This is a genomic window from Burkholderia sp. KCJ3K979 (assembly GCF_016759955.1).
Lineage (GTDB): Bacteria > Pseudomonadota > Gammaproteobacteria > Burkholderiales > Burkholderiaceae > Burkholderia > Burkholderia orbicola.
The window spans coordinates 43,534-69,285 of record NZ_JACFYV010000016.1 but is presented as its reverse complement, the minus strand read 5'-3'; the positions used below and the strand labels follow the sequence as shown (position 1 = coordinate 69,285).

At 67.0% G+C, this 25,752-nt stretch carries 22 protein-coding genes and 1 pseudogene; 7 read left to right on the top strand and 16 right to left on the bottom strand.

Annotated features, from left to right (window positions below; translation table 11 throughout):
• Positions 1-167: pseudogene (locus H3O04_RS06565) on the top strand (lytic transglycosylase domain-containing protein); the annotation flags it as partial.
• A 114-nt stretch (positions 168-281) separates the two neighbouring features.
• Here the strand turns inward: H3O04_RS06565 and H3O04_RS06560 are convergent.
• The 9 genes from H3O04_RS06560 to H3O04_RS06520 all read right to left on the bottom strand — a co-directional run bounded on the left by H3O04_RS06560 (position 282) and on the right by H3O04_RS06520 (position 8,422).
• Entirely contained in the window at positions 282-1,478 is a 1,197-nt protein-coding gene (locus H3O04_RS06560) for a pyridoxal phosphate-dependent aminotransferase (protein WP_054927487.1), read from the bottom strand.
• 70 nt (positions 1,479-1,548) lie between these two features.
• Positions 1,549-1,986, bottom strand: coding sequence for a transcription antitermination factor NusB (nusB, locus tag H3O04_RS06555; RefSeq protein WP_006476662.1), 438 nt, complete (start codon positions 1,984-1,986; stop codon positions 1,549-1,551).
• Positions 1,983-2,492: a 6,7-dimethyl-8-ribityllumazine synthase gene (gene ribH, locus H3O04_RS06550; RefSeq protein ID WP_202587349.1), complete on the bottom strand. Its 510-nt coding sequence runs from the start codon at positions 2,490-2,492 to the stop codon at positions 1,983-1,985. The genes nusB and ribH overlap by 4 nt, the downstream gene beginning before the upstream one ends.
• Before the next feature lie 53 nt (positions 2,493-2,545).
• Complete coding sequence (gene ribBA / locus H3O04_RS06545) at positions 2,546-3,688, bottom strand: bifunctional 3,4-dihydroxy-2-butanone-4-phosphate synthase/GTP cyclohydrolase II (protein ID WP_006476660.1); 1,143 nt, start codon at positions 3,686-3,688, stop codon at positions 2,546-2,548.
• A gap of 157 nt (positions 3,689-3,845) precedes the next feature.
• Positions 3,846-4,364: a DUF1993 domain-containing protein gene (locus H3O04_RS06540; RefSeq protein WP_023475222.1), complete on the bottom strand. Its 519-nt coding sequence runs from the start codon at positions 4,362-4,364 to the stop codon at positions 3,846-3,848.
• A gap of 359 nt (positions 4,365-4,723) precedes the next feature.
• Positions 4,724-5,353: a riboflavin synthase gene (locus H3O04_RS06535; RefSeq protein ID WP_077178022.1), complete on the bottom strand. Its 630-nt coding sequence runs from the start codon at positions 5,351-5,353 to the stop codon at positions 4,724-4,726.
• 14 nt (positions 5,354-5,367) lie between these two features.
• Positions 5,368-6,489, bottom strand: coding sequence for a bifunctional diaminohydroxyphosphoribosylaminopyrimidine deaminase/5-amino-6-(5-phosphoribosylamino)uracil reductase RibD (ribD, locus tag H3O04_RS06530; RefSeq protein ID WP_053523862.1), 1,122 nt, complete (start codon positions 6,487-6,489; stop codon positions 5,368-5,370).
• Between the two features lie 15 nt (positions 6,490-6,504).
• Positions 6,505-7,788 (bottom strand): glutamate-1-semialdehyde 2,1-aminomutase, encoded by a 1,284-nt coding sequence (gene hemL / locus H3O04_RS06525; protein ID WP_006476656.1) that lies wholly within the window; start codon positions 7,786-7,788, stop codon positions 6,505-6,507.
• Positions 7,789-7,969: 181 nt separating this feature from the next.
• A complete protein-coding gene (locus H3O04_RS06520; RefSeq protein WP_202587348.1) occupies positions 7,970-8,422 on the bottom strand; it encodes a hypothetical protein in 453 nt (150 codons plus the stop codon).
• A 246-nt stretch (positions 8,423-8,668) separates the two neighbouring features.
• Between H3O04_RS06520 and H3O04_RS06515 the strand changes: the two genes are divergently transcribed.
• A complete protein-coding gene (locus tag H3O04_RS06515; RefSeq protein ID WP_053523864.1) occupies positions 8,669-9,886 on the top strand; it encodes a Bcr/CflA family multidrug efflux MFS transporter in 1,218 nt (405 codons plus the stop codon).
• A 104-nt stretch (positions 9,887-9,990) separates the two neighbouring features.
• On the opposite strand, the gene H3O04_RS06510 is transcribed toward H3O04_RS06515, so the two are convergent.
• From H3O04_RS06510 to zwf, 3 genes are all read right to left on the bottom strand, one after another.
• The gene (locus H3O04_RS06510) at positions 9,991-11,919 is read right to left on the bottom strand and encodes a bifunctional transcriptional regulator/glucokinase (RefSeq protein ID WP_006476653.1); all 1,929 of its coding nucleotides are present in this window, start codon (positions 11,917-11,919) and stop codon (positions 9,991-9,993) included.
• Complete coding sequence (gene pgl / locus H3O04_RS06505) at positions 11,897-12,577, bottom strand: 6-phosphogluconolactonase (protein ID WP_124463749.1); 681 nt, start codon at positions 12,575-12,577, stop codon at positions 11,897-11,899. Before pgl ends, H3O04_RS06510 begins: the two co-directional genes overlap by 23 nt.
• Positions 12,578-12,665: 88 nt before the next feature.
• A complete protein-coding gene (gene zwf / locus H3O04_RS06500; RefSeq protein ID WP_011544826.1) occupies positions 12,666-14,135 on the bottom strand; it encodes a glucose-6-phosphate dehydrogenase in 1,470 nt (489 codons plus the stop codon).
• 430 nt (positions 14,136-14,565) lie between these two features.
• On the opposite strand from zwf, the gene H3O04_RS06495 reads away from it, so the two are divergent.
• The 4 genes from H3O04_RS06495 (at position 14,566) to H3O04_RS06480 (ending at position 18,968) form a co-directional block, all read left to right on the top strand.
• Entirely contained in the window at positions 14,566-15,813 is a 1,248-nt protein-coding gene (locus H3O04_RS06495; RefSeq protein ID WP_006496596.1) for an ABC transporter substrate-binding protein, read from the top strand.
• A gap of 138 nt (positions 15,814-15,951) precedes the next feature.
• Positions 15,952-16,890, top strand: coding sequence for a carbohydrate ABC transporter permease (locus tag H3O04_RS06490; protein ID WP_011544827.1), 939 nt, complete (start codon positions 15,952-15,954; stop codon positions 16,888-16,890).
• Positions 16,880-17,737: a carbohydrate ABC transporter permease gene (locus H3O04_RS06485; protein WP_006476648.1), complete on the top strand. Its 858-nt coding sequence runs from the start codon at positions 16,880-16,882 to the stop codon at positions 17,735-17,737. The genes H3O04_RS06490 and H3O04_RS06485 overlap by 11 nt, the downstream gene beginning before the upstream one ends.
• Before the next feature lie 112 nt (positions 17,738-17,849).
• Entirely contained in the window at positions 17,850-18,968 is a 1,119-nt protein-coding gene (locus H3O04_RS06480; RefSeq protein ID WP_006476647.1) for an ABC transporter ATP-binding protein, read from the top strand.
• A gap of 354 nt (positions 18,969-19,322) precedes the next feature.
• On the opposite strand, the gene H3O04_RS06475 is transcribed toward H3O04_RS06480, so the two are convergent.
• The 4 genes from H3O04_RS06475 to trxB form a co-directional block, all read right to left on the bottom strand.
• Positions 19,323-20,399, bottom strand: a complete 1,077-nt coding sequence (locus H3O04_RS06475; protein ID WP_202587350.1) for a PAAR domain-containing protein — start codon at positions 20,397-20,399, stop codon at positions 19,323-19,325.
• Between the two features lie 169 nt (positions 20,400-20,568).
• On the bottom strand, positions 20,569-21,192 hold the full coding sequence (locus H3O04_RS06470; RefSeq protein WP_011544829.1) for a trimeric intracellular cation channel family protein: 624 nt from the start codon (positions 21,190-21,192) through the stop codon (positions 20,569-20,571).
• Positions 21,179-21,958: a Smr/MutS family protein gene (locus H3O04_RS06465; RefSeq protein WP_202587347.1), complete on the bottom strand. Its 780-nt coding sequence runs from the start codon at positions 21,956-21,958 to the stop codon at positions 21,179-21,181. The genes H3O04_RS06470 and H3O04_RS06465 overlap by 14 nt, the downstream gene beginning before the upstream one ends.
• 136 nt (positions 21,959-22,094) lie before the next feature.
• The gene (gene trxB, locus H3O04_RS06460) at positions 22,095-23,057 is read right to left on the bottom strand and encodes a thioredoxin-disulfide reductase (protein ID WP_023475210.1); all 963 of its coding nucleotides are present in this window, start codon (positions 23,055-23,057) and stop codon (positions 22,095-22,097) included.
• A gap of 385 nt (positions 23,058-23,442) precedes the next feature.
• Here trxB and H3O04_RS06455 point away from each other — a divergent pair, with 385 nt between their 5' ends.
• Positions 23,443-25,752 carry a DNA translocase FtsK gene (locus tag H3O04_RS06455; protein ID WP_012328086.1) on the top strand — a complete coding sequence of 770 codons (2,310 nt, stop codon included), beginning with the start codon at positions 23,443-23,445 and terminating at the stop codon, positions 25,750-25,752.

The window sequence follows — 25,752 nt, the reverse complement described above, 5'->3', positions numbered from 1 at the left end:
CCGCCGCTGCCGTGACGGCCGCAGCCGGCGGTGCGAAGCGCGTGCATGCGACGCTCGACGGTACGACCTCGGTCAAGGCGGCGCCGAAGGAAGCCGCGTCGCAGGACGACGCGAGCGTCGATACCGCGAAGCAGTCGCACGCCGATCATTCGGAGCTCGGCGCGTAACGTCGCAGGCGCCGTGCGGCTTCGCCCGGCACGACTGGGCATGAGAAAGGCACCCGATTCGGGTGCCTTTTCTTTTTTGCGGTGTGTGAAGCGCCCGGTGCGCCGGGCGCGGTGTCAGTGCTGCCCGAACAGCGTCCCGAGCCGGTCGACCGCCTCTTCGAGCCGCGAGTAGGCGGTCGCATAGGACAGGCGGATATAGTCCCGCGGCGCATGGACACCGAAGTCCATGCCCGGCACCAGCACCACGCCTGCGTCGTGCAGCATCGCCTGCGTGAGCGCGGCGCTGTCGCCGGCCGCCGGGTGCGCGACGCCGCCGCAATGCGCATACACATAGAACGCGCCGTCCGGCATCACCGGCACCGTGAAGCCGAGCCGCTCCAGCGCCGGCGCGATGAAATCGCGGCGGCGCTTGAATTCGAGCCGGCGTGTTTCGTAGATGTCGAGCGTCGCGGGTTCGAAGCAGGCGAGCGCCGCATGTTGCGCGAGTGCGGACGGGCAGATGAACAGGTTCTGCGAGAGCTTTTCGAACGTGCCGACGAGCGCGGGCGGCACGACGAGCCAGCCGAGCCGCCAGCCCGTCATGCTGAAATACTTCGAGAAGCTGTTCACGGTGATCACGTCGTCGCCGAACGACAGCGCCGACACCGGCGCGGCGTCGTAGCTGAGCCCCTGGTAGATCTCGTCGACGATCGTGAAGCCGCCGCGTGCGCGCACCGCTTCGATGATCCGCTTCAGTTCGTCCGGTTCGAGCGACGTGCCGGTCGGATTCGACGGCGACGCGAGCAGCACGCCGCGCGTGCGCTCGTTCCAGTGCGTGCGGACGTCGTTTTCGGTGAGCTGGAAGCGCGCGTCCGGGCCGCTCGGCACGAGCACCGGACGGCCTTCAGCCGCCGCGACGAAGTGCCGGTTGCACGGGTAGGACGGATCGGGCATTAGCACTTCGTCATCGCGGCCGACCAGCGCGAGGCATGCGAGCAGCAGCGCGGCCGATGCGCCGGCCGTCACGACGATCCGCTCGGGGGCGACCGTGAGGCCGTATGCGCGTGCATAGTGCGCGGCGATCGCCTCGCGCAGCGGCGCGATGCCGAGCGCGCTCGTGTACTGCGTGACGCCGCGGCGCAGCGCGGCCGCGGCGGCCTCGACAACCGGCTCCGGCGCGGTGAAATCCGGCTCGCCGATGCCCATGTGGATAACATCGCGCCCCAAGGACTCGAGCCGCTGTGCCTCCTTCATCAGTTCCATCACATGAAAGGGCTGGATCGCGTCGACGCGTGCGGCGAGCGTGACGAGCGAATCGGCGGTGGTATTCATCGGCGGGCAGGGCGGAGGGAGAAAAGAATGAAAAACGGGCGCTTGCGCGCCCGTGGACCAACCAGCGGCGTCAGCCGTTGCGACGCGCCTGCGTTTCGGCGGGGCGCAGCTTCGCGGCGAGCTTGTCGAGCACGCCGTTCACGTACTTGTAGCCGTCGGAGCCGCCGAACGTCTTCGCGAGTTCGACGGCTTCGTTGATGATCACGCGGTACGGCGTTTCGACATGGTGCGTGAGCTCGAACGTCGCGATCAGCAGCACCGCGCGTTCGACCGGCGACAGCTGATCGATCGGACGGTCGAGCGACGGCGCCAGCGCTTCGACGAGCGTCGCATGCTCGCGGATCACGCCGTGCAGGATCGCTTCGAGCAGTTCCTTGTCAGCCTTGTCGTAACCGAGCGCGCCGCGCAGTTGCGCGTCGATCTCGCCGGAGGGCGCGTTCGACAGCAGCCACTGGTACAGGCCCTGCGTCGCCAGCTCGCGCGATTGTCGGCGGGCGCTCTTCTTCATGCGCGCTCCTCTTCGTCGTCTTCGTCTTCGTCCTCGTCGTCGCCGAGTTGGTCGAGCGCCATCGTCAGGTTGGCCATCTCGACCGCGACGCGTGCGGCGTCACGACCCTTTTCGGTCATGCGCGCGACGGCCTGCTCGTCGTTTTCGGTCGTCAGGACTGCGTTGGCGATCGGCAGGTTGAAGTCGAGGCCGATGCGGGTGATGCCTGCGCCGCTCTCGTTCGACACGAGTTCGAAATGGTAGGTCTCGCCGCGGATCACCGCGCCGAGTGCGATCAGCGCGTCGAACTGGCCGCTTTCGGCGAGCTTCTGCAGTGCGAGCGGGATTTCCAGCGCGCCGGGCACCGACACGAGCAGCACGTCTTCACCGGTGACGCCGAGGCGTTCCAGTTCTTCGACGCACGCGTCGGCGAGGCCGTTGCACACGGGCTCGTTGAAGCGCGATTGCACGATGCCGATACGCAGGCCGTCGCCTTCGAGATTCGGTTGGTATTGTCCGATTTCCATGATCTGGTCCGTGGTGTGGATGAACGGTTATAGGGCGAAAGCGCCGTGGCGGGTTACGCGTGGGACGCCGGGCAGGACTTGGCTTCGCCGCCGGGCATCGGAATGAAGCCCGTGACTTCGAGGCCGTAGCCGGACATGCTGCCCAGCTTGCGCGGATTCGACAGCACCTGCATCTTGCCGACGCCGACATCGCGCAGGATCTGTGCGCCGATGCCGAACGTCTTGAAATCGACCGGCCGGCGCTTGAGCGCGGCAGCCCTTTCTTCCTCGTCGAACGCCTTGAAGACGTCGATCAGGTGTTCCTTCGTATCGCCGCAGTTGAGCAGCACGATCACGCCGAGGTCGCGTTCCGCGATGTCGCGCATCGCGGCGTCGAGCGTCCACGAGTGGGTCGAGATGCCGGTCTCGAGCAGATCGAGCACCGACAGCGGCTCGTGCACGCGCACCGGCGTATCGACATCGGGCGACGGAGCGCCGCGCACCAGCGCGATGTGCGGCGAGCCGCTCGGCTGGTCGCGGTACAGCACCGCGCGGAACGTGCCGTGCGCGGTCTGCATCGTGCGCTCGGCGATCCGCTCGATGATCGATTCGGTGCGGCTGCGGTACTGGATCAGATCGGCGATCGTGCCGATCTTCAGGTTGTGTTCCTTCGCGAATTCGATCAGGTCGGGCAGGCGCGCCATCGTCCCGTCGTCCTTGATGATCTCGCAGATCACCGCGGCCGGCGTGAGGCCCGCGAGCGCCGTGAAGTCGCAGCCGGCCTCGGTGTGGCCCGCGCGCACGAGTACGCCGCCCGGTTGCGCCATGATCGGGAACACGTGGCCCGGCTGCACGATGTGCTCGGGGCGCACGTCGTGCGCGACCGCCGTGGCGATCGTGTGCGCCCGGTCGGCGGCCGAGATGCCGGTCGTCACGCCTTCGGCCGCTTCGATGCTGACCGTGAACGCGGTGCCGTACTGCGTGCCGTTGCGGTAGGTCATCAGCGGCAGGTGAAGCTGCTTGCAGCGTTCCTGCGTCAACGTCAGACAAACCAGGCCGCGGCCGTACTTGGCCATGAAGTTGATCGCTTCCGGCGTGACGAATTCGGCGGCGATCACGAGGTCGCCCTCGTTTTCGCGGTCTTCTTCGTCGACCAGGATCACCATCCGGCCGGCTTTCAGCTCGGCGATGATGTCGAGCGTGGAGGCGAGCGTCATAAGGGGGCGAGAAAGAGGAAAGTGCGTATTTTACGCCAGCCGGACGGCGTTTCGGCTGGCGCGGGCCGCGCGGGGCCCGCGCGTGCTCCGGAAAGCGCTGCGGCCGGCCTGCGCGCGGGTGCGGACGGTTGCGGGCCGGACGTGGCCCGGCCGCGCGTCACGCGTGCTCGTTGCGCCCGCCGAGGTAGTCCAGCTTGCCGAGTTCGACGCCGCTGTGGCGCAGGATGTCGTACGCGGTCGTCACGTGGAAGAAGAAGTTGGGCAGCACGAAATTCAGCAGGTACGACTGGCCGGTGAACTCGATCGGGCCGACGCGCATCTTCAGCACGATCTGGCGCGTCTCGCTGCCGTCGATCTGCGCGGCGTCGAAGCTCTTCAGGTAGTCGATCGTCTTCTGGATGCGTGCGTGCAGTTCGTCGAAGGTCTGCTCGACGTCCGGGTAGCTCGGGATCTCGGCGCCGGCGAGCCGCGCGGCGCAGCCCTTGGCCGTATCGGTCGCGATGTACACCTGGCGGACGAGCGGCAGCATGTCCGGATAGAGGCGTGCGCCGATGAACACCGACGGATCGATCTGCTTTTCGGCCGCATGCGCCTGTGCCTTGCCGAGGATGTGCTGCAGGTTGGTGAGGCCGCGGATCAGGACGGGCAGCGAAGCCTGGTACATCGAGATGGACATGGGGACGACTCCAATGGGAAGAGTGGCGGCCGCTACGCGGCGCGTCGTACGTGGCGGCGTGGAAACCGCTGTCGACGCATCTTAGCGCGACGGCATGGCCCGTGCGCGTCGTTGGCCGTTCGGCCAGGTGTCGGCCGGCCGGACGGCCATCGAGCGAACGCGATCGCGATGCCGGCATTTCGGATGGCAGGAGACGGAGCGGCACGGCACGAAGTAGGGTACGAGCAATGCCCGGTGGCGCCCGCTCGGTTACCGCGTATGACCGCCGCGGCGGCTGGCGAGTGGGGCCGTGGCGACGCCCAAACAATGCCGAAACGAACCGCCAGCCGTCATTCCATATACAGGAAGGATCTGCCCGATCAGTCCTGATGCATGCCCTGCGATGCCGACAGCATCCGCTCCACATACCGCGCGATCATGTCGACCTCGAGGTTGACCTTGTCGCCGGCCTGCACGTGACGCAGCGTCGTGACTTCGACCGTATGCGGAATCAGGTTGATCGAGAATTCGCAGCCGTCCGCGCGGTCGTCGATCGTATTGACGGTCAGGCTGACGCCGTTCACCGTGATCGATCCCTTGTACGCGAGATAGCGGCCGAGTTCGCGCGGCGCGACGATCCGCAGTTCGTGCGACTCGCCGACCGGTGCGAAGCGCGACACGGTACCGAGGCCGTCCACATGGCCCGACACGATATGCCCGCCGAGGCGGTCATGCGCGCGCAGCGCCTTCTCGAGATTCACTTCGCCGGGCTGCGCGAGGCCGACCGTCCGGTTCAGGCTTTCGCGCGACACGTCGACGTCGAACGTGGTGTCGGTCTTCTCGATCACCGTCATGCATGCGCCCTGGATCGCGATGCTGTCGCCGAGCGCGACATCGGCGAGATCGAGCCCGCCGGCCTGCACGGTCAGGCGCACGCCGGCATCGGCCGACGTGCCGAGCGGGGCGATCGTTTCGATGCGGCCAACGGCCGCGACAATTCCGGTAAACATCGTGGCGATTCCGTTCAGTGAGACGTGTCGGTCGGTGCGACACGCGCGAGGATGCGCAGGTCGTCGCCGAGCCGCTCGATACCGTGGAACGACAGCCGGGTGCGCGCCTCGAGGCTGGCCGGCGCGGCGAGATCGAACATGCCGGCCGCGTCGGCGCCCAGCAGGCTCGGCGCCAGATACACCAGCAATTCGTCGACGCAGCGTTCGCGCAGCAGCGAACCGTTCAGCTTGTGGCCGGCCTCGACGTGCAGCTCGTTGACGCCGCGCGCGCCGAGCGCCGCCAGCATCGCGGGCAGGTCGACCTTGCCGTGCGCATTCGCGAGCGGCACGATTTCCGCGCCGCGCGACTTCAGCACGTTCGCGCGCAGTTCGCCGGCGGCGTCGAGCCGGCCGCAGAAGATCAGCAACGGCGCGCCTTCCAGCAGCCGCGCGTCGAGCGGCAGGTCGAGGCGGCTGTCCACCAGGATGCGTTGCGGCTGGCGCGGCGTGTCGATGCCGCGCACGGTCAGCAGCGGATTGTCCTCGCGCACGGTGCCGATGCCGGTGAGGATCGCGCACGCGCGGGCGCGCCATGCGTGCCCGTCGAGGCGCGCGGCCTCGCCGGTGATCCACTGGCTTTCGCCGGACGGCAGCGCGGTGCGGCCGTCGAGCGATGCGGCGGTCTTCATCCGCACCCACGGGCGGCCGCGCGTCATCCGCGACACGAAGCCGATGTTCAGCTCGCCGGCTTCATTCGCGAGCAGCCCGCAGCGCACGTCGATGCCCGCGTCGCGCAGCATCCCGAGGCCGCGCCCCGACACCTGCGGGTTCGGGTCTTCCATCGCGGCGACGACCTTCGCGACGCGCGCGTCGATCAGCGCGTTCGCGCACGGCGGCGTGCGGCCGAAATGGCTGCACGGTTCGAGCGTCACGTAGACGGTCGAGCCCGCGACGTCGTAGCCGCGCGAACGCGCGTCCTTGAGCGCCTGCACTTCCGCGTGGTCCTGGCCGGCCGGCTGCGTGAAGCCTTCGCCGATCACGTCGCCGTCCTTGACGATCACGCAGCCGACGCGCGGATTCGGCGCGGTCGTGTACATGCCGCGCGCCGCGAGCGCGAGCGCGCGCTGCATGTGGGCGAAGTCGGTATCCGAGAACATGCGCGCGGCCCCGGGTCAGGCGGCGAGTGCCGCGAACGCACGGCGCGCGGCCGCGAGCGTCGCGTCGATCACCGCGTCGTCGTGCGTGCTCGACACGAAGCCGGCTTCGTACGCGGACGGCGCGAAGTACACGCCCTCGTCGAGCATCAGGTGGAAGAAGCGGTTGAATCGCTCGACGTCGCTCTTGGTGACTTCCGCGAAGCTGCCCGGCACGCGCTCGGCGAAGTACAGGCCGAACATCGCGCCGATCGAGTCGGCCGCGAACGGCACGCCGGCCGCGCGTGCTTCCGCCGCGAGGCCGTCGGCGAGCCGCTTCGTCTGCGCGGTGAGCGCGTCGTAGAAGCCCGGCGCCTGGATCAGTTGCAGCGTCTTCAAGCCCGCGGCGACCGCGATCGGATTGCCCGACAGCGTGCCGGCCTGGTAGACGCCGCCGAGCGGCGCGAGGTGGGCCATGATGTCGCGGCGGCCGCCGAACGCGGCGGCCGGCATCCCGCCGCCGATCACCTTGCCGAGGCAGGTGAGGTCGGCCGCGATCCCGTAGTACGCCTGCGCGCCGCCGAGCGCGACGCGGAACCCGCACATCACCTCGTCGAAGATCAGCACGGCGCCGTGCTTCGTGCACAGTGCGCGCAGCGCGTTCAGGAATTCGGGCGTGCCGCGCACGAGGTTCATGTTGCCGGCGACCGGCTCGACGATCACCGCGGCGATCTCGTCGCCGAACGCGCCGAACGCTTCTTCCAGCGCGGCGACGTTGTTGTATTCGAGGACGGTCGTGTGCTTCGCGATGTCGGCGGGCACGCCGGCCGACGTCGGGTTGCCGAACGTCAGCAGGCCCGAGCCGGCCTTGACCAGCAGGCTGTCCGCGTGGCCGTGGTAGCAGCCCTCGAACTTGACGATGCGGCTGCGGCCCGTGAAGCCGCGCGCGAGACGCAGCGCGCTCATCGTCGCCTCGGTGCCGCTCGACACCATCCGTACCTGCTCGATCGACGGCACGAGCTTGCAGATTTCCTCGGCGATCTCGATCTCGGCTTCGGTCGGCGCGCCGAACGAGAAGCCGTCGGCGAGCACGTTCTGCACGGCCGACAGCACTTCCGGATGGACGTGGCCGACGATCATCGGGCCCCACGAGCCGATGTAGTCGATGTACTGCTTGCCGTCGGCATCCCAGAAATACGGGCCTTGCGCGCGCGCGACGAAGCGCGGCGTGCCGCCGACCGAGCGGAAGGCGCGCACCGGCGAGTTGACGCCGCCTGGAATGGTCTTCTGGGCGCGTTCGAAGAGGATCTGATTGTTGGACATGAGCGAAACCTGCGAGAGAAGGGCGCGGGGGCCTGTGCACGGGCCGCGGCGCCTGGGCGGAACGATCGTCTGATTGTACCGGAGACACGCGCGGCAAGCCCGCCGGCCGGTCCGCGGCCTTTCGGCGCGCCGAGGGAATCGGCCGGACAGAAAGGCTGCCCCGATTCGACCCGGTTTCCGCTTATCGCGGCGGCTTGCGCTTGCCGGTCAGCTCGGCCCAGCGCTTTTCGAGCGGACCTTCGACCATCGGCTTGATCGACGTGCCGGAACTCTGCGCATCCCAGGTCTGTACCGAATACGGATGGGCGCGCAGCGCGTCGCGCGGAATCACGACGTCCTGGTGCGCATCGACCAGCCAGTCGTACACGAAGTCGATGCACAGCCGGTAGCCGCGCTTGGTCGACGGATCGGGCACCTCGTATGGCGCGCGCGTCACGTAGCCGGAGCCGAACACGCCCTTGGGCTCCTTCGCGACGCGGTGCAGGAACACGCGGTCGCCGGGCAGGATGCCGCGTGCGAAGCCGCAGCCCCATACGTCATGCACGGCCTCGCCGGCCTTCACGCGCGCGGCGACGTCGGGCAACTCGGGCCATGGCCATTTCTTGGGGCTCCAGATCAGCAGGAAAGCGGTCATCGGGTCGGTCGTACGTCGAATAGGTCAGACAAGAGCGGCAAGCAGCAAGCTTAATCGAATCCGCCCGCACGCTGGTTCGGCGCACGACGCGCGTGGGCGGGTTCCTGCCCGCCGCAGCATGCAGCCCGAGGCACGCAAAAAAGTTGCGCGTACAATCATGGGCCTGAACGCGCCGCTTGCGGCGCGGCTTCCCGTCTTCACCGCCACGCGCGCCCCGATGCGCGCGGGCTCCCATTCCGGATACCCATGTCCCACGTCGTCCGGCGCCGGCCCGATGCCCGGCTGATCCTGTTGCTCGGCGCGCTCGCGGCCTGCGGGCCGATCGCCACCGACATGTACCTGCCGAGCCTGCCGTCGATCGCCGCAGGCTTCTCCGTCAGCGCCGGCGCCGCGCAGCGCACGCTGACGAGCTTCATGGCCGGCTTCTCGATCGGCATGCTGCTGTACGGCCCGCTGTCCGACACGTGGGGCCGCCGCCCCGTGCTGCTCGGCGGGATCGCGCTGTTCACGCTCGCGAGTATCGGCTGCTTCGTGGCGGGTTCGATCGACATGCTGATCGTCGTGCGCTTTTTGCAGGCGCTCGGCGCCGGCGCCGCGTCGGTGCTCGCGCGGGCGATCGCGCGCGACGCGCACGAGCCGAGCGACGCGGCGAAGGTGCTGTCGATGGTCGCGATCGTCACCGCGGTCGGGCCGCTGCTCGCGCCGCTGATCGGCGGCCAGATCCTGCGTTTCTCCGGCTGGCGCGGCGTGTTCGTCGTGCTCGCCGTGTTCGGCGCGCTCTGCGCGACGACCGCGTACCTGCGCGTGCCCGAAACCTGGCCGAAGGAGCGGCGCAAGAGCGCGGCCGTGCTCGCGTCGTTCGCGTCGTACGGGCGCATCCTGTCCGACCCCGTCGCATGGGGGCACATGCTGTGCGGCGGGATGGCGTTCGCGTCGATGTTCTCGTACATCACCGCGACGCCGTTCGTATACATCGAGTATTTCCACGTGTCGCCGCAGCACTACGGGCTGCTGTTCGGCCTGAACGTCGTCGGCATCATGATCGGCAACTTCGCGAACACGCGCCTCGTCGGCCGCATCGGTTCGCTGCGCATCATCGCGGCCGCGTCGCTCGTGAGCTGCATCGCATCGCTCGCGGTCGCGTTCGTCGCGCTGACCGGGCTGGGCGGGCTGTGGTCGATCGTCGTGTGCCTGTTCTTCGTCGTCGGCGTGGTCGGGATCCTGTCCGCGAACTGCACGACCGACCTGATGCATCGCTATCCGCACAACGCGGGCGCGTCGGCGGCCGTGTTCGGCGCGATGCAGCTCGCGCTCGGCGCGCTGGCGAGCGTCGCGATCGGCGCACTCGCGGACGGCACGCCGTTCGCGATGGGCGTGACGATCGGCGTCACTGGCGTGCTGTGTTTCGCTGGGCGCTATCTGGTGCTGCGCTGGCACGGCCGGCCGGTGAAAGCGGGCGCCTGAACCGCGCCGCCCGCCGGGTCGCACAATGAAAAACGCCACCGCGCGCGATGCGCCGGTGGCGTTTTTCGTGGGGACGCGTGAAGCGGCTGACGCCGCGCTATGCGCTAGTCCCGCGCGACGTCCTTCGCCGCCGGCGACGCGCCGTGGCTCAGCCAGTCGAGCACGTCGGCCGTTTCGTCGTCGCTGGCGCGTGCTTTCGCCTGCGCGACGGCTTCGGGCAGTTCGCCGTTCGTCGATGCGCGACGGATCGCGACGCCGACCGCGAGGATGTCGATCATCAGCAGATGCAGAATTCGCGAGATCATCGACAACTGCGACTCGCGCATCTCGATGTGGTCGGTCTCGAGTGCGACGGTCGCGCGTTTCGCGAGCGGCGTGTTGCTCGACGTGATCGCGATCACCTTCGCGCCGGCCTGCATCGCGACGTCGAGCACGCGCAGCAGCTCGGGCGCGCGGCCCGACTTCGACACCGCGACGATCACGTCGCCCTTGCCGAGCAGCGCGGCCGACGCGGCCTGCATGTACAGGTCGCCGTACGCGATCGTCGGAATGCCGAAGCGGAAGAACTTGTAGTGCGCGTCCTGCGCGACGATGTTCGAGTTGCCGAGCCCGTAGAACTCGATGCGGCGCGCGCCGTTCAGGATCTCGATCGCGTTCTCGACGTGCTCGAAATTCAGGTGCTCGCGCAGCTGCAGGATCGCGGACACCGTGTTGTCGAGCACCTTCGCGCCGAAGTCGGTGGCCGTATCGCCGAGATGCACCTGGCTGTGGCTCATCGGGATCGTGCCGGTGAGGCCGGTGGCGAGCTTCAGCTTGAAGTCCGACAGCCCCTGGCAGCCGAGCGAGCGGCAGAAGCGGATCACGGTCGGCTGGCTCACGTCGGCCTTGCGCGCGATGTCGACGATCGGGTCGTTGATGATCGAGCGCGGATGGTTCAGCGCGAGATCGGCGACGCGGCGCTCGGCCGGCGTCAGCGCGTCGCGCATCTGGCGGATTCGCTCGAACACGGCCGACGACGCACCGCCGGAGCGGTTCGACAACTGTTCCGCGAGAATCGCCGATACGCCGAGGAACGCCGGGTATTCGGCGGTGATCAGGTAGGTCGGGATGTTCTCGAGATAGTGCGTGAAGCGGCCCTTCGCCTCGAAGCGCGCGCGGAACGACGAGCGCGTGAACAGCTCGCCGAGCTTCAGCGCGACGCCGCCACCGATGTACACGCCGCCGAGCGCGCCGAGCGTCAGCGCGACGCTGCCCGCGAACGCGCCGAGAATCCCGCAGAAGCATTCGACCGTTTCGAGCGCGAGCGCGTCACCGGCATGCGCGCGCTCGACGATCTCGACCGTGTCGACGGTCGCGGCGACGCGCTTCTTGTCGCGCGCGGCGAGCGCACGATAGATGATTTCCATGCCGGGGCCCGCGCACACGCGTTCGAACGACACGTGAGGAAACTTCTTGCGCGCGTATTGCAGCACCAGATCCTCGCGCTCGTCCTGCGGCGCGAACGACGCGTGGCCGCCTTCGCTGCCGAGCGCGATCCAGCGGTCGTCGGCCGGGATCAGCCCCGACACGCCGAGCCCGGTACCGGGCCCGAGCAGGCCGATCACGCTGTTCTGGCGGCGCGCGCCGCCGCCGACCTGCACGCGCTGGGCATCGGTCAGGCCCGGCAGCGCCATCGCGAGCGCGGTGAAGTCGTTGACGACCAGCAGCGTGTCGAAGCCGAGCGCGCGGCGCGTCGCCTCGATCGAGAAGCTCCAGTCGTGGTTGGTCATCGTGACCTGGTCGCCGTCGACCGGGTTCGCGATCGCGATCGCCGCGTGGTTCACGCGGCTGATCTTCACATCCTTCAGATACTTGCGGATCGCGTCGGTGATCGTCGGATAGTCGGCGCCGGGATACACGCGGATCTGCGTGATCTCGCCGGGGCCGGTTTCCAGCGCGAAGCGCGCGTTGGTGCCGCCGACGTCCGCGAGCAGGCGCGGGCCGTCGGCATGCTGACCCGCGACGACCGCCTTACTTTGCGCACCAGTAGACATCGAGCTGGGTCCCCTTGTCGTTGGCCAGTTGGGAAATCGCGTTCTTCTGCAGCGACGCGGCCGCGGCGTCGAGCACGTCGCGTTTGCGGGCGCCCGCGATCAGCAGGAACAGCCGGTCGACGCGCTTGAGCGCATCGAGCGAATAGCTCACGCGTGCATGGGGCGCCGCGCCCGGATGCACGGCGACGAACCGCTCGGACGTCGTGATCGCGTGGTCCCATTCGGGTGCGTCGGCGAAGATCGACGCGGTGTGGCCGTCCTCGCCCATGCCGAGCACGGCGACGGTCGGCACGCGGTAGTCGGGGTTCGCGTTCAACGCGGCGACGTGCGCGTCGAGCGTGCTGCGCGTGTCGACGAGCGGCAGGAAGCGGGCAGGGGCCGCCGCGTGCTGCAGCAGCGTGTCGCGCACGAGTTGCGCGTTGCTGGCCGCGTCGTCGTCCGGCACCCAGCGGTCGTCGACCAGCGTGACGTCGACGCCGGCCCAGTCGAGCGCCGCGTGCGACAGCGTATGCAGGAACGGGCGCGGGCTGGTGCCGCCGGACACCGCGAGCGTCGGGCGCGCGGGGCCGGCGAGCGCCGCGCGCAGCGCATCGCCGACGGCGCGCGCGAGCGCTTCGCTTTGCGCTTCCTGGGTGTCGAAAGCGTGGATCTCGATCACATCTCCTCCGGACTGCTTTGTCTGTTCAAATCGTACGAATCGTGAGGCGCGTTGCCGCGTACGGTGGCGTACGCCGCAACGGTTTGCATCAGTTTTCTTCTTCGAGCCAGCAGGTGTCGTGCTGCGCGAGCATCGCGCTCGACGCGGCCGGCCCCCACGTGCCCGCCGCGTACGGCTTCGGCGGCTTGAGCGTGCGCGCCCATTCGTTCAGGATCGGCTCGACCCACTGCCAGGCGGCTTCCTGCTCGTCGCGACGCACAAACAGGGCGAGCCGGCCGTTGATCACGTCGAGCAGCAGGCGCTGGTACGCCTCCATCTGCCCTTCCTTGAAGAACTGGTCGAACGCGAGGTCGAGGTGCACGCTCGCGAGGTTCATCCCTTCGCCCGGCTGCTTCGCGAGGCAGTACAGGCGAATCGTCTCGTTCGGCTGCAGCCGGATCACGAGACGGTTCGAACCGGGGCGCAGCGCGGTCGGCCCGAGCGCCGAATGCGGCACCGGGCGGAAGTTGACGACGATCTCCGCGACGCGGTCGGCCAGACGCTTGCCGGTGCGCAGGAAGAACGGCACGCCGGCCCAGCGCCAGTTCTCGATCTCGACCTTCAGCGCGACGAAGGTTTCGGTCTGGCTGTCGGGCTTCACGCCCGGCTCGGTCGCGTAGGCCGGCACCTGCGCGCCCTTGATCACGCCCGCATGATACTGGCCGCGCACCGCGACCTTGCCGATGTCGCGCGGATCGATCGGCTTCAGCGCGCGCAGCACGCGCAGCTTCTCGTCGCGTACCGAGTCGGAATCCATCGAGTGCGGCGGCTCCATCGCGACGATCGACAGCAGCTGCAGCAGGTGGTTCTGCACCATGTCGCGCAGCGCGCCCGTATTGTCGTAGAAATCGCCGCGCGCCTCGACGCCGAGCTCTTCCGCGATCGTGATCTGGATGCTCTCGACCCATTCGCGGCGCCACAGCGGCTCGAACAGCGCATTGCCGAAGCGCAGCGCGAGCAGGTTCTGTACCGGCTCCTTGCCGAGGTAGTGGTCGATCCGGTAGATCTGGCCTTCCGCGAAGATCTCGCCGACCGCGTCGTTGATCGCGTTGGACGACTTCAGGTCGTAGCCGAGCGGCTTCTCGAGCACGATGCGCGAGCCTTCGTTCAGGCCGACCGACGCGAGCGCCTTGCAGATTGGCACGAACAGCGACGGGCCGGTCGCGAGATAGAACACGCGGATGCCGGGCAGCGATGCGATCGCGTCGCGCAGCACGACGTAGTCCTCCGCACGGCCGAGATCGAGCTTCACGTACTCGATGCGGTCGAGAAACGACTTCCAGGCCGCGTCGTCGAACGCGTTGCCGGCCGCTTTCGCCGCATGCGGCTTCACGTGCGTGTCGACCCATTCGAGATAGCCCGCCCGATCCGATTCGTGTCGTGCGACGGCCACGATCCGACCGCCGTCCGCCAGCATGTTCGCACGGTGCGCTTCGAACAGCGCGGGCAGGATCTTGCGCATCGACAAATCGCCGGTGCCGCCGAAAAGTACGAAGGTAAAGCTGGAATCGGTATGCATGTGTCTCCGCCGTGTTGGGGGTGCTGGAAGCGATCCGTAGTGCGATAAAAATATTTTTGACACTGAATTGTAGTTTAACTACAATCCGCCGCAAGGGGTAGCACCTGGGTGAAGAAAAAAAGAAGTGCGGTCGATGAACTGCGCGAGCTTCGCCTTCGGGAACGCCTTGTGCCGAATGGTATCGGACATTGACGGAGCGCATCATCGCGCGCCGTCGCCCCCGGGCTCGCGCCGCGGCATCGCGGTGGGCCAGAAACACAAAGAGGAGACACGCCGTTGAATCTCGATTCACGCTTTCTGTAAGAGCCCGGCCGGTCATCGGCCCCGTACGCTGCATGCGTCCCGCGGCTCGATTTCCCCGTCGTTTATCAAGAAGCCGGTTCCCCGTCGGGGAACCTCACGAGTTGATTCAGTCTGGAGGAGATAAGTAATGAAAGTTCGCTCGATCATGGGCGCGCTCTGCGCCGCGGGTCTGATGGCTGGCGCCGTGGCGGCGCAGGCAGCCGAGAACGTAACCGTGCTGCACTGGTGGACCTCGGGCGGCGAGTCGAAGGCCGTCGGCGTGCTGAAGGACGACCTGCAGAAGCAGGGCTACGTGTGGAAGGACTTCGCGGTCGCGGGCGGCGCCGGCGCCGCGGCGATGACCGCGCTGAAGACCAAGGTGATCAGCGGCGATTCCCCGTCGGCCGCGCAGATCAAGGGCCCGCTGATCCAGGACTGGGCCGACCAGGGCGTGCTCGTCAACATCGATTCGGCCGCCGGCGACTGGAAGCAGAACCTGCCGCCGGAAATCGACAAGATCATCAAGTACAAGGGCCATACCGTCGCCGCGCCGTTCTCGGTGCACCGCGTCAACTGGCTGTACATCAACAAGGCCGCGCTCGACAAGGTCGGCGCGAAGGTGCCGACCACCTGGCCCGAATTCTTCGCGGTGGCCGACAAGCTGAAGGCCGCCGGCATCCAGCCGGTCGCGATGGGCGGCCAGCCGTGGCAGGACCTGACGCTGTGGGAAGACGTGGTGCTGTCGCAGGGCCCGGCGTTCTACAAGAAGGCGCTGGTCGACCTCGACCAGGCGACGCTGACGTCGCCGCAGATGCTGTCGGTGTTCGACACGGTGCGCAAGATCCAGGGCTACTTCGACACCGGCCGTAACGGCCGCGACTGGAACCTCGCGACCGCGATGGTCATCAACGGCAAGGCCGGCATGCAGTTCATGGGCGACTGGGCGAAGGGCGAGTTCGAGAACGCCGGCAAGAAGGCGGGCAAGGACTACGTCTGCGCGCCGGTGCCGGGCACCGCGAATTCGTACACGTTCAACGTCGATTCGTTCGTGTTCTTCCAGCAGAAGGGCGAGAAGAACGCGACGCCGGGCCAGCTCGCGCTCGCGAAGACGATCATGACGCCCGAGTTCCAGGAGCAGTTCAGCCTGCTGAAGGGCTCGGTGCCGGTGCGTCTCGGCGTGAAGATGGACAAGTTCGACGACTGCGCGAAGAAGTCGTATGCCGACGAGCAGACCGCGATCAAGTCGGGCGGCTTCGTGCCGTCGCTCGCGCACGGCATGGCGCAAGGCGACGCGACCGCCGGCGCGATCACCGACGTCGTGACGAAGTTCATGAACTCGCAGCAGGATTCGAAGAGCGCGGTCGCCGCGCTCGCGAAGGCCGCGAAGGTCAAGTAACGCGCGCCAGGCGCCCGGCCGGACACGCTTCATCGGCCGGGCGTTTTTGCATGTGCAGCAAACGGGCTCGCCCGCGGGCCCGTGCCGTACCCGGCGCCGGCCCGGCCTGCGTCGCCCTCGTTCCAGGAGTCGAATCAAGTGGCTGCCCCTCTTAGCGGAAACGGATCCGGCGCTGCCGCCGCACGGCGTACGTCGCCGATGTCGGCCTTCGCCGATCGCTGGATCCCGAAGCTCGTGCTCGCGCCGAGCGTCGCGATCGCCGTGGTGTTCATCTACGGCTTCATCCTGATTACCGGCTATCTGTCGCTGACCCGCTCGCGGCTGTTGCCCAACTACGAATTCGACGGCTTCGGCCGTTACACGGACCTGTTCCAGAACGACGTGTGGTGGACCTCCGCCGCGAACCTCGGCTGGTTCGGGATTCCGTTCATCGCGATCTGCGTCGGCCTCGGGCTGTTCCTCGCGATCCTGCTCGACCAGCGGATTCGCAACGAAGGCGCGCTGCGCGCGATCTTCCTGTACCCGATGGCGCTGTCGTTCATCGTCACCGGCACTGCATGGCAGTGGATCCTGAACCCGGGCCTCGGCCTCGAGAAGGTGATGCACGACTGGGGCTGGACGAGCTTCTCGTTCGGCTGGCTCGACGATCCGGACAAGGCGATCTTCTGCGTGGTGATCGCGGCCGTGTGGCAATCGACCGGCTTCGTGATGGCGCTGTTCCTCGCGGGGCTGCGCGGTGTCGACGGCGAGATCTTCAAGGCCGCGCAGGTCGACGGCGCGACGCTGCCGACCATCTACCGCAAGATCGTGATCCCGAGCATGCGCCCGGTGTTCTTCTCGGTGCTGCTGATCCTCTGCCACATCACGATCAAGACCTTCGACCTCGTCGTCGCGCTGACCGCGGGCGGCCCGGGCACGTCGTCGTCGTTGCCGGCCATGTTCATGTACACGTTTTCGTTCAACCGCGGCCAGCTCGGGCTCGGCGCGGCGTCCTCGGTGATGATGCTCGCGACCGTGGTCGCGGTGCTGGTGCCGCTGATGTATATGGAATCGAGGAGCACCCGCAATGCAGCCTAAGATGACGATCAGCCGGGCGGTGATCTATGCGGCACTGATCCTGTTCGCGCTGTATTTCCTGTTCCCGATCTACGTGATGCTGTCGACGTCGTTCAAGGACCTCGACCAGCTGCGCACCGGCAACCTGCTGACGCCGCCCACCTCGTGGACCGTCGATCCGTGGGTGAAGGCCTGGAGCGGCGCCTGTACCGGCGTGCGCTGCGACGGGATGAAGCCGTTCTTCCTGAACTCGCTGCAGATGGTGATTCCGGCCGTGCTGATCTCGTCGCTGATCGGTGCGTTCAACGGCTACGTGCTCACGCACTGGCGCTTTCGCGGCGCGGACGCGCTGTTCACGATGATGCTGGTCGGCTGCTTCATCCCGTTCCAGGTGATCCTGCTGCCGATGGCGCGCCTGCAGGGGATGCTCGGCCTCGCCAACACGATTCCGGGCCTCGTGTTCGTGCACGTCGTGTACGGGATCGCGTTCACGACGATGTTCTTCCGCAACTTCTACGTGAGCGTGCCGGCCGAACTCGTGAAGGCCGCGCGCATCGACGGCGCGGGCTTCTTCACGATCTTCACCAAGATCCTGCTGCCGGTGTCGCTGCCGATCTTCATGGTGTGCCTGATCTGGCAATTCACGCAGATCTGGAACGACTTCCTGTTCGGGATCGTGTTCTCCGGCGTCGACTCGATGCCGATCACGGTCGCGCTGAACAACCTCGTCAACACGTCGACGGGCGTGAAGGAATACAACGTCGACATGGCCGGCGCGATCATCGCCGCGCTGCCGACGCTGCTCGTCTACATCGTCGCCGGCCGCTATTTCGTGCGCGGGCTGACGGCAGGCGCGGTGAAGGGGTAAGCGCGGCTTCATCCGATACGACGAACCGGCCGCGCACCACGCGCGGCGCATCGAAACGAACCCGACGCGGCGCCCGAGTGCGCCGCGCGAGACGAGACAGAGGATTCACAGCATGGCAAGCCTTTCCATCCGTGACGTGTACAAGACCTACCCGAACGGGGTGCCGGTCCTGAAGGGTGTCGACATCGAGATCGAGGACGGACAGTTCCTGATCCTGGTCGGCGGCTCGGGCTGCGGGAAATCGACGCTGCTCAACATGATCGCCGGGCTCGAGACGGTCACGAGCGGCGAGATCTGCATCGACGGCAAGGTCGTCAACGACCTGTCGCCCAAGGATCGCGACATCGCGATGGTGTTCCAGTCGTACGCGCTGTATCCGTCGATGACGGTGCGCGAGAACATCTCGTTCGGGCTGAACATCCGGAAGGTGCCGAAGAGCGAGCAGCAGCAGATCGTCGACCGCGTGTCGGCGATGCTGCAGATCCAGCACCTGCTCGACCGCAAGCCGGGCCAACTGTCGGGCGGCCAGCGGCAGCGCGTCGCGATGGGCCGCGCGCTCGCACGCGATCCGTCGCTGTTCCTGTTCGACGAACCGCTGTCGAACCTCGACGCGAAGCTGCGCATCGAGATGCGCGCGGAAATCAAGCTGCTGCACCAGCGTCTCGGCACGACGATCGTCTACGTGACGCACGACCAGATCGAGGCGATGACGCTCGGCGACCGGATCGCGGTAATGAAGGACGGCGTGGTCCAGCAGTTCGGCGCGCCGCAGGACATCTACGATTCGCCGTCGAACCTGTTCGTCGCGGGCTTCATCGGCGCGCCGCCGATGAACTTCATCAACGGCAAGCTGGTCGAGCAGGGCGGCGGAATCGCGCTCGAGATCGACACGGGCCTCGCGCGCAGCGCGCTGATCCTGCCGTTCGACGCGGCGAAGCTCAAGTCGCACGTCGGCCGCGAGGTGATCCTGGGCCTGCGTCCGGAGCGCATCACCGACGCGCGCAACGCGCACAACGGCGAGGCGTCGAACCTGCAGCCGATCGACGTGCGCGTCGACGTGACCGAGCCGACCGGGCCGGACACGCACGTGTTCGCGCAGGTGAACGGCAAGCGGATCGTGAGCCGCGTGCATCCGGCCGCGAACCCGCAGCCGGGGCAGACGCAGTCGCTGCTGTTCGACGTGTCGAAGGCCGTGCTGTTCGATCCGGCGTCGGAAGAGCGGATCGCGTGAGGTAAGTGGGATCGAGGAATCGGACGCGTCCGGATCATCGTTCGATCCGGATGCCGTCGGTTGCCGCGATTCATGGACATGGCGAATTTGTCCGAGCATCTGCCGTGGCCCGTGCGCGTCGTGATAGCCGACGGAGGCAATCACGGACTCGGCAGTGACAAGAAGTACGAACCGATCGCGTGCATGAGTGGCATGAACAGAAGGCACGCGAAGACGGCCGGAAAATAAAACCTCGAGCGGCGGACGGTGGAGAACAGGCCGGCCACTGCGACGACCAGGCAAACGGTCGCGAGTGCGCCGAAGAGATCGCTATCTGCGATTACCGAAAGGAACACACGCATCCTTGCCTCGGCATTACTGATTGAATGCGGCGAAATTCCAGCGATACAGCTGGAATTGCTTTAGAAAGTCCTTCACTTCGGCACCCGTCGTCTCGTTTCTGTAGTTCCACCCTTCCTCGCCGGGTGCGTAGTACCCGTTTTCGACGCCCATGCCTGCATAACTGGCGCTTTGTGGATCTGCACGATTGCGGCCGAATATCCTCATGATCGTCGTGAACGGACGCACGATCACACCGCTCGAATTTCCCTGCATGATCGAAATGGACGCGGGCGAGGTGCTCGTGACCAACTGAACATGATGTCCGATGCCTGCGCGATCATTGGCCTGTACGAGCATGTCTCCTGGGAGGAGCGACTCGGCCGTCGAAAGGCGTACGGTATTCGAATCGGTGCGTTGTGTGTCCGGGGCGCCGAAAGTCAACGACACCATCTCCGCGAAACCGTACATTGTCGAATCGTATCGCTGGTGTTCCGATTCGCCGTCGATTTCCACGTTTCGATAACTGCGTACACCAGTGGTCACCTTGAGCGGCAACCCGCGCAGGGCGGCGAACTGGACAAGCAGCCGTAACGCGAAGTCCTCACATGTAAATCGATTCGCGCGCGTGCTGCCGTTGCGGTCCCAGTACGTTTCCGTCTGTAGTTGTCTTGCCAGTCGCGGAACTGCGCGCTGGTATTCGGCGACGTCGGTCCATCTACGGGCCGTTTTCCAGAATGTCTTGAATCGGACGGTGACGAGTTCGGATGCCATCCGGAGGTCGCAATCCGAAGCGTCTATTTTCCATTTGCGGCCATATCGGGAAATGATGCGAGGAGGATGCTCACAGCGACATCTGACCCAATCGTTGCTCAAGGCTTGAACGCGTCCCGCGGAAGTGAAGTCGCGCAGACGCTTTTCGCTCGGCGCGCCGGGGGCCGCTTCAATTGTCCCGACGCTCTCGCATGTGCTGCACCACGCGCGTTGTCCGACGAACGCGATTTTCCGGCGTTTGCCGTCGTCACCTACGATCGTTCCGCACTTACCGCCATCGAGTACGTAGCCGCCGCTGTCCAGCGGATCGTCTTCAACTACCGCGTAAAAAATAGTCATGCCAGTCCACTCGTTCGCGTTTGTCAGGCGGAACGTAGCACGGCACGACGGAGTCTGAAAGGTAAATGTAAACAAATGTGTCCGATAGATCGCGTTGTTTCCGGATCACCGGCGTGCGGCGACGAGGGCCCGTTTCAACGGCCCCTCGTGATTCAAACGATGCCCGGATTCAATGCGGCAACCGCACGTCGAACTTGAACGTAGCGAGCCGCGCGACGAGGATGAAGCCGGTCGCGAGCAGCACGCTGTACACCGAGTCGAACTGCAGCCACACGAGCAGCAGGTAGAACCAGCAGCCGACGAACGCGCAGGTCGCGTACGGCCGCGAATCGCGCAGGATCAGCGGGATGTCGTTGCACAGCACGTCGCGGACGATCCCGCCGACCACGCCGGTGATCACGCCCATCATCACCGCGATGAAGCGCGGCATCTCGGCGTCGAGCGCGATCGACGTGCCCGAGATGCTGAAGATGCCGAGCCCGATCGCATCGGCGATCAGCAGCAGCCGTTCGGCCGACAGCCGCGACAGCATCCGCAGCACGAACGGTGCGAACAGCGCGAGCACGAAGATCGCGATCACGTAGTCGTCGTGCACGACCCAGTAGAACGGCCGGCGCTCGAGCAGGATGTCGCGCAGCGTGCCGCCGCCGAACGCGGTCGCGAGCGCGACGACGAACGTGCCGACCGAGTCGAGGCGGTTCTTGCGCGCCTCGATGAACCCCGAAATCGCGAAGGCCAGCGTGGCGATCGCTTCCAGTATCGCGATCGCGAGCGTCAGCCTAGGATGCGGCACGCGGCCCCCGGTCGGTCGGCGCCGCGTGCGGCTGCAGCAGCACGAGCACCGCGCCCGCGCCGCCGTCGTGGCCGCGCGCCTCGCAGAACGCGATCACTTCCTCTTTCTGCACGAGCCACGCGCGCACCTTGCCCTTCAGCACCGGTTCCTTGCCGATCGAGCCGAGCCCCTTGCCGTGGATCACGCGCAGGCAGCGCAGCCCTTTCTTGCCGGCTTCGCGGATGAATTCGGCGAGCGCATCGCGCGCCTCGTCGCGCCGCATGCCGTGCAGGTCGATCTGCGCCTGCACGATCCACGCGCCGCTACGCAGCTTGCGCACGACGTCGCGGCTGATGCCGGGACGGTGGTAATACAGCGAGTCGTCGCTGTCGAGCAGCGTCTCGGGATCGAATTCGTCGGATAGCGTCGCGTTCAGCACGGCTTCCTCGTCGCGCTGCGTCTGCTTCGGCACCGGGTCGGGCGGCATGCGGCCCGACGACGCGCGCGGCGGCGCGTTCAGCGGCCGGATCGTGCCGATTTCGTTGCGGAACAGGTTCGCGTCGGCCTCCGCCTTGCGCTCGGCCTGCGCGGTTTCGATACGCGCGCGTTCGCGACGGTCGGCTTCGCCTTGCAGCGACTTGCGCAACGCACCGAGGCCCGCGAGGCCCTGGCCGCGCAACGCGGCCGTGTCGGGCACGGGCGGCGGCGCCTCGGGCGCCGGGGTCACGGGACGGGCAGCGATCTTCCGCTTCGCGGGATCGCTCGGATGGGGCTGGTTCTTCGCCATGATTCGGTAACGGGGCAGGCGCGTTCGGGCGCGCGGGCACAAAAAAAGCCGCTGCGCGGCGGCAGCGGCTTTCCGGTCGAGCCTGCTTCGCGGCAGCGGACGCCATTGTAGCGCCCGCCGCGAAAAGGCTTCCGGCTTACTTCTTGTCGTGCAGGCTTTCGAGGTAGCGCTGCGCGTCGAGCGCGGCCATGCAGCCCGTGCCCGCGCTGGTGATTGCCTGGCGGTACACGTTGTCTTGCACGTCACCCGCGGCGAACACGCCCGGCACGCTCGTCGACGTCGCATTGCCTTGCAGGCCGCTCTTCGTCAGGATGTAGCCGTCCTTCATCTCGAGCTGGCCCTGGAACAGATCGGTGTTCGGCTTGTGGCCGATCGCGACGAACACGCCCTGTACGAGCAGGTCTTCCGTCGCGCCGGTCTTCACGTTCTTGATGCGCAGGCCCGTGACGCCGGACTCCTCGCCCGTCACCTCGTCGAGCACGTGATCCCACTTGATGTCGACGACGCCTTCCTTTTGCTTCTCCAGCAGGCGGTCGATCAGGATCGGCTCCGCGCGGAACTTGTCGCGGCGGTGGATCACCGTGACCTTCTTCGCGATGCCGGTCAGGTAGAGCGCTTCCTCGACGGCCGTGTTGCCGCCGCCGATCACCGCGACTTCCTGGTTGCGATAGAAGAAACCGTCGCAGGTCGCGCAGGCCGACACGCCCTTGCCCATGAACGCTTCCTCGGACGGCAGGCCGAGATACTGCGCGGACGCGCCGGTCGCGATGATCAGCGAATCGCACGTGTATTCGCCCGAGTCGCCGATCAGGCGGATCGGCCGCTCGTGCAGTTTCGCGGTATGGATGTGGTCGAACACGATTTCGGTGTTGAAGCGCTCCGCGTGCTCCTGGAAGCGCGCCATCAGCTCCGGACCTTGCACGCCTTTCGCGTCAGCCGGCCAGTTTTCGACGTCGGTCGTGGTCATCAGCTGGCCGCCCTGCGCGATGCCGGTGATCAGCACCGGAGACAGGTTGGCGCGTGCCGCGTAGACGGCGGCCGTGTAGCCGGCGGGGCCGGAACCGAGAATCAGGACTTTGGCGTGTTTGGGCGTGGACATGTGCGAATCCGTAAAAGGCGGCCGGCGGGCGGGGTAGGCTCGCCGTGCGATCCGGGGTGACCAGGATGCCGTCATAGATGGGTATCAGACGCGCATTATAAAGGCCCCGTTGCTGCGCTGCCGAACGAGAGTTTCAATCGCGCCGATAGCGTTCGGGGCGTGCCGGCCGGACGGGGCAGCGCGCCGGGCGGCCGGCTGCCGGGTGGCGACGCGCGTTGTCGCGGGTATGGGCCATCCGGCCGGCTTGGGGTGGCCGGCGGCGCCGGATCGGCGCCCCGTCCCCGTTATGTAACCGTCATTTACACTTGGCGGCGCGGTGCAGCGTTTACAATAAGCGCGATCGAACGACAGGCGGGCGCACGGCCCGTCCTCTTTATACGGATTCATGGCAAAAGCTCCTTATTCCGCCCCGGCACAGGCGTTGCCGCACCGGATGTCGAAGCTCCTCACGGAGATCCGCTGGATTCTCCAGGTCGCGCTCTGCGCCTTTCTGGTGATGGCCCTGCTGAGCTACAGCCGGCGCGATCCGAGCTGGACGCACGCCGCCCAGGTCGATCACATCTCGAACTGGGCCGGCCGCGTCGGCGCGTGGACGGCCGACATCATCCTGCTGCTGTTCGGCCTGTCCGCCTACTGGCTGATCGTGCCGCTCGGGCGGCGCATCGCCGTCAACTACCGCCGCATCACGCGCCACGAGGCGATTCCCGACGAACCGGAGCGGCCGATCGGCTGGCTTACCGAAATCTTTGCGTTCGTGCTGGTCGTGCTCGCCTGTGACGGCATCGAGGCGCTGCGCATGTGGTCGCTGAAGGTGCAGCTGCCGCGTGCGCCGGGCGGCGTCGTCGGCGAGGCCGTCGCGGGCGCGATGTCGCATGCGTTCGGCTTCACGGGCGGCACGCTGCTGCTGCTGATCGCGCTCGCGATCGGCCTGTCGCTGTATTTCCGCTTCTCGTGGCTGTCGGTCGCCGAGCGCGTCGGCGGCGCGATCCTGTCGGCCGTCAACGTCGCGAAACTGCGCCGCGAGGCCGAGCGCGACCGCAAGCTCGGCGAGGCCGCGGCGGTGCGCCGCGAAGGCAAGGTCGAAGAGGAGCGCGTGCGCATCGAGGATCACGAGCCGGTGACGATCGTGCCGCCGGTCGTCACGCCGGCGAAGTCCGAGCGCGTCGAGCGCGAACGCCAGGTGCCGCTGTTCACCGACCTGCCGGGCGATTCGACGCTGCCGCCGGTGTCGCTGCTCGACCCCGCGCCGAAGACGCAGGAAGCGATTTCCGCCGATACGCTCGAATTCACGTCGCGCCTGATCGAGAAGAAGTTGAAGGACTTCGGCGTCGAGGCGAGCGTCGTCGCCGCGTATCCGGGCCCGGTCGTCACGCGCTACGAGATCGAGCCGGCCACCGGCGTGAAGGGCAGCCAGATCGTCAATCTCGCGAAGGATCTCGCGCGCTCGCTGTCGCTCGTGTCGATCCGCGTGGTCGAGACGATTCCCGGCAAGAACTACATGGCGCTCGAGCTGCCGAACCAGCGCCGCCAGACGGTGCACCTGTCCGAGATCATCGGCTCCGAGGTGTATGCGGCCGCGTCGTCGGCGCTGACGCTGAGCCTCGGCAAGGACATCGGCGGCAAGCCGGTGTGCGCGGATCTCGCGAAGATGCCGCACCTGCTGGTGGCCGGTACGACCGGCTCGGGCAAGTCGGTCGGGATCAACGCGATGATCCTGTCGCTGCTGTACAAGGCCACCGCCGAGCAGGTGCGCCTGATCCTGATCGATCCGAAGATGCTCGAAATGAGCGTCTACGAAGGCATTCCGCACCTGCTGTGCCCGGTCGTCACCGACATGCGCCAGGCCGGCCATGCGCTGAACTGGACGGTCGCGGAGATGGAGCGTCGCTACAAGCTGATGAGCAAGCTCGGCGTGCGCAACCTCGCGGGCTACAACAACAAGATCGACGAGGCGGCGAAGCGCGAGGAGAAGATTCCGAACCCGTTCAGCCTGACGCCGGACGATCCTGAGCCGCTCGGCCGCCTGCCGAACATCGTCGTCGTGATCGACGAGCTGGCCGACCTGATGATGGTCGTCGGCAAGAAGGTCGAGGAGCTGATCGCGCGGATCGCGCAGAAGGCGCGTGCTGCCGGCATCCACCTGATTCTCGCGACGCAGCGCCCGTCGGTCGACGTGATCACGGGCCTGATCAAGGCGAACGTGCCGACGCGGATCGCGTTCCAGGTGTCGTCGAAGATCGACTCGCGCACGATTCTCGACCAGATGGGCGCGGAATCGCTGCTCGGGATGGGCGACATGCTCTACCTGCCTCCGGGCTCGGGGCTGCCGGTGCGCGTGCACGGCGCGTTCGTCGCCGATGACGAGGTGCATCGCGTCGTCGAGAAGCTCAAGGAGCAGGGCGAGCCGAATTACGTCGAGGGCCTGCTCGAAGGCGGCACCGCCGACGGCGACGAGGGCTCGGCCGGCGCGGGAACCGGCGAAGGCGGCGGCGAGTCTGATCCGCTGTACGACCAGGCGGTCGAGATCGTCATCAAGAACCGCCGCGCGTCGATCTCGCTCGTGCAGCGCCATTTGCGGATCGGCTACAACCGCGCGGCGCGGCTGCTCGAGCAGATGGAGCAGTCGGGGCTCGTGTCGGCGATGTCGTCGAGCGGCAACCGCGAAATTCTTGTGCCGGCGCGCGACGCGGAATGA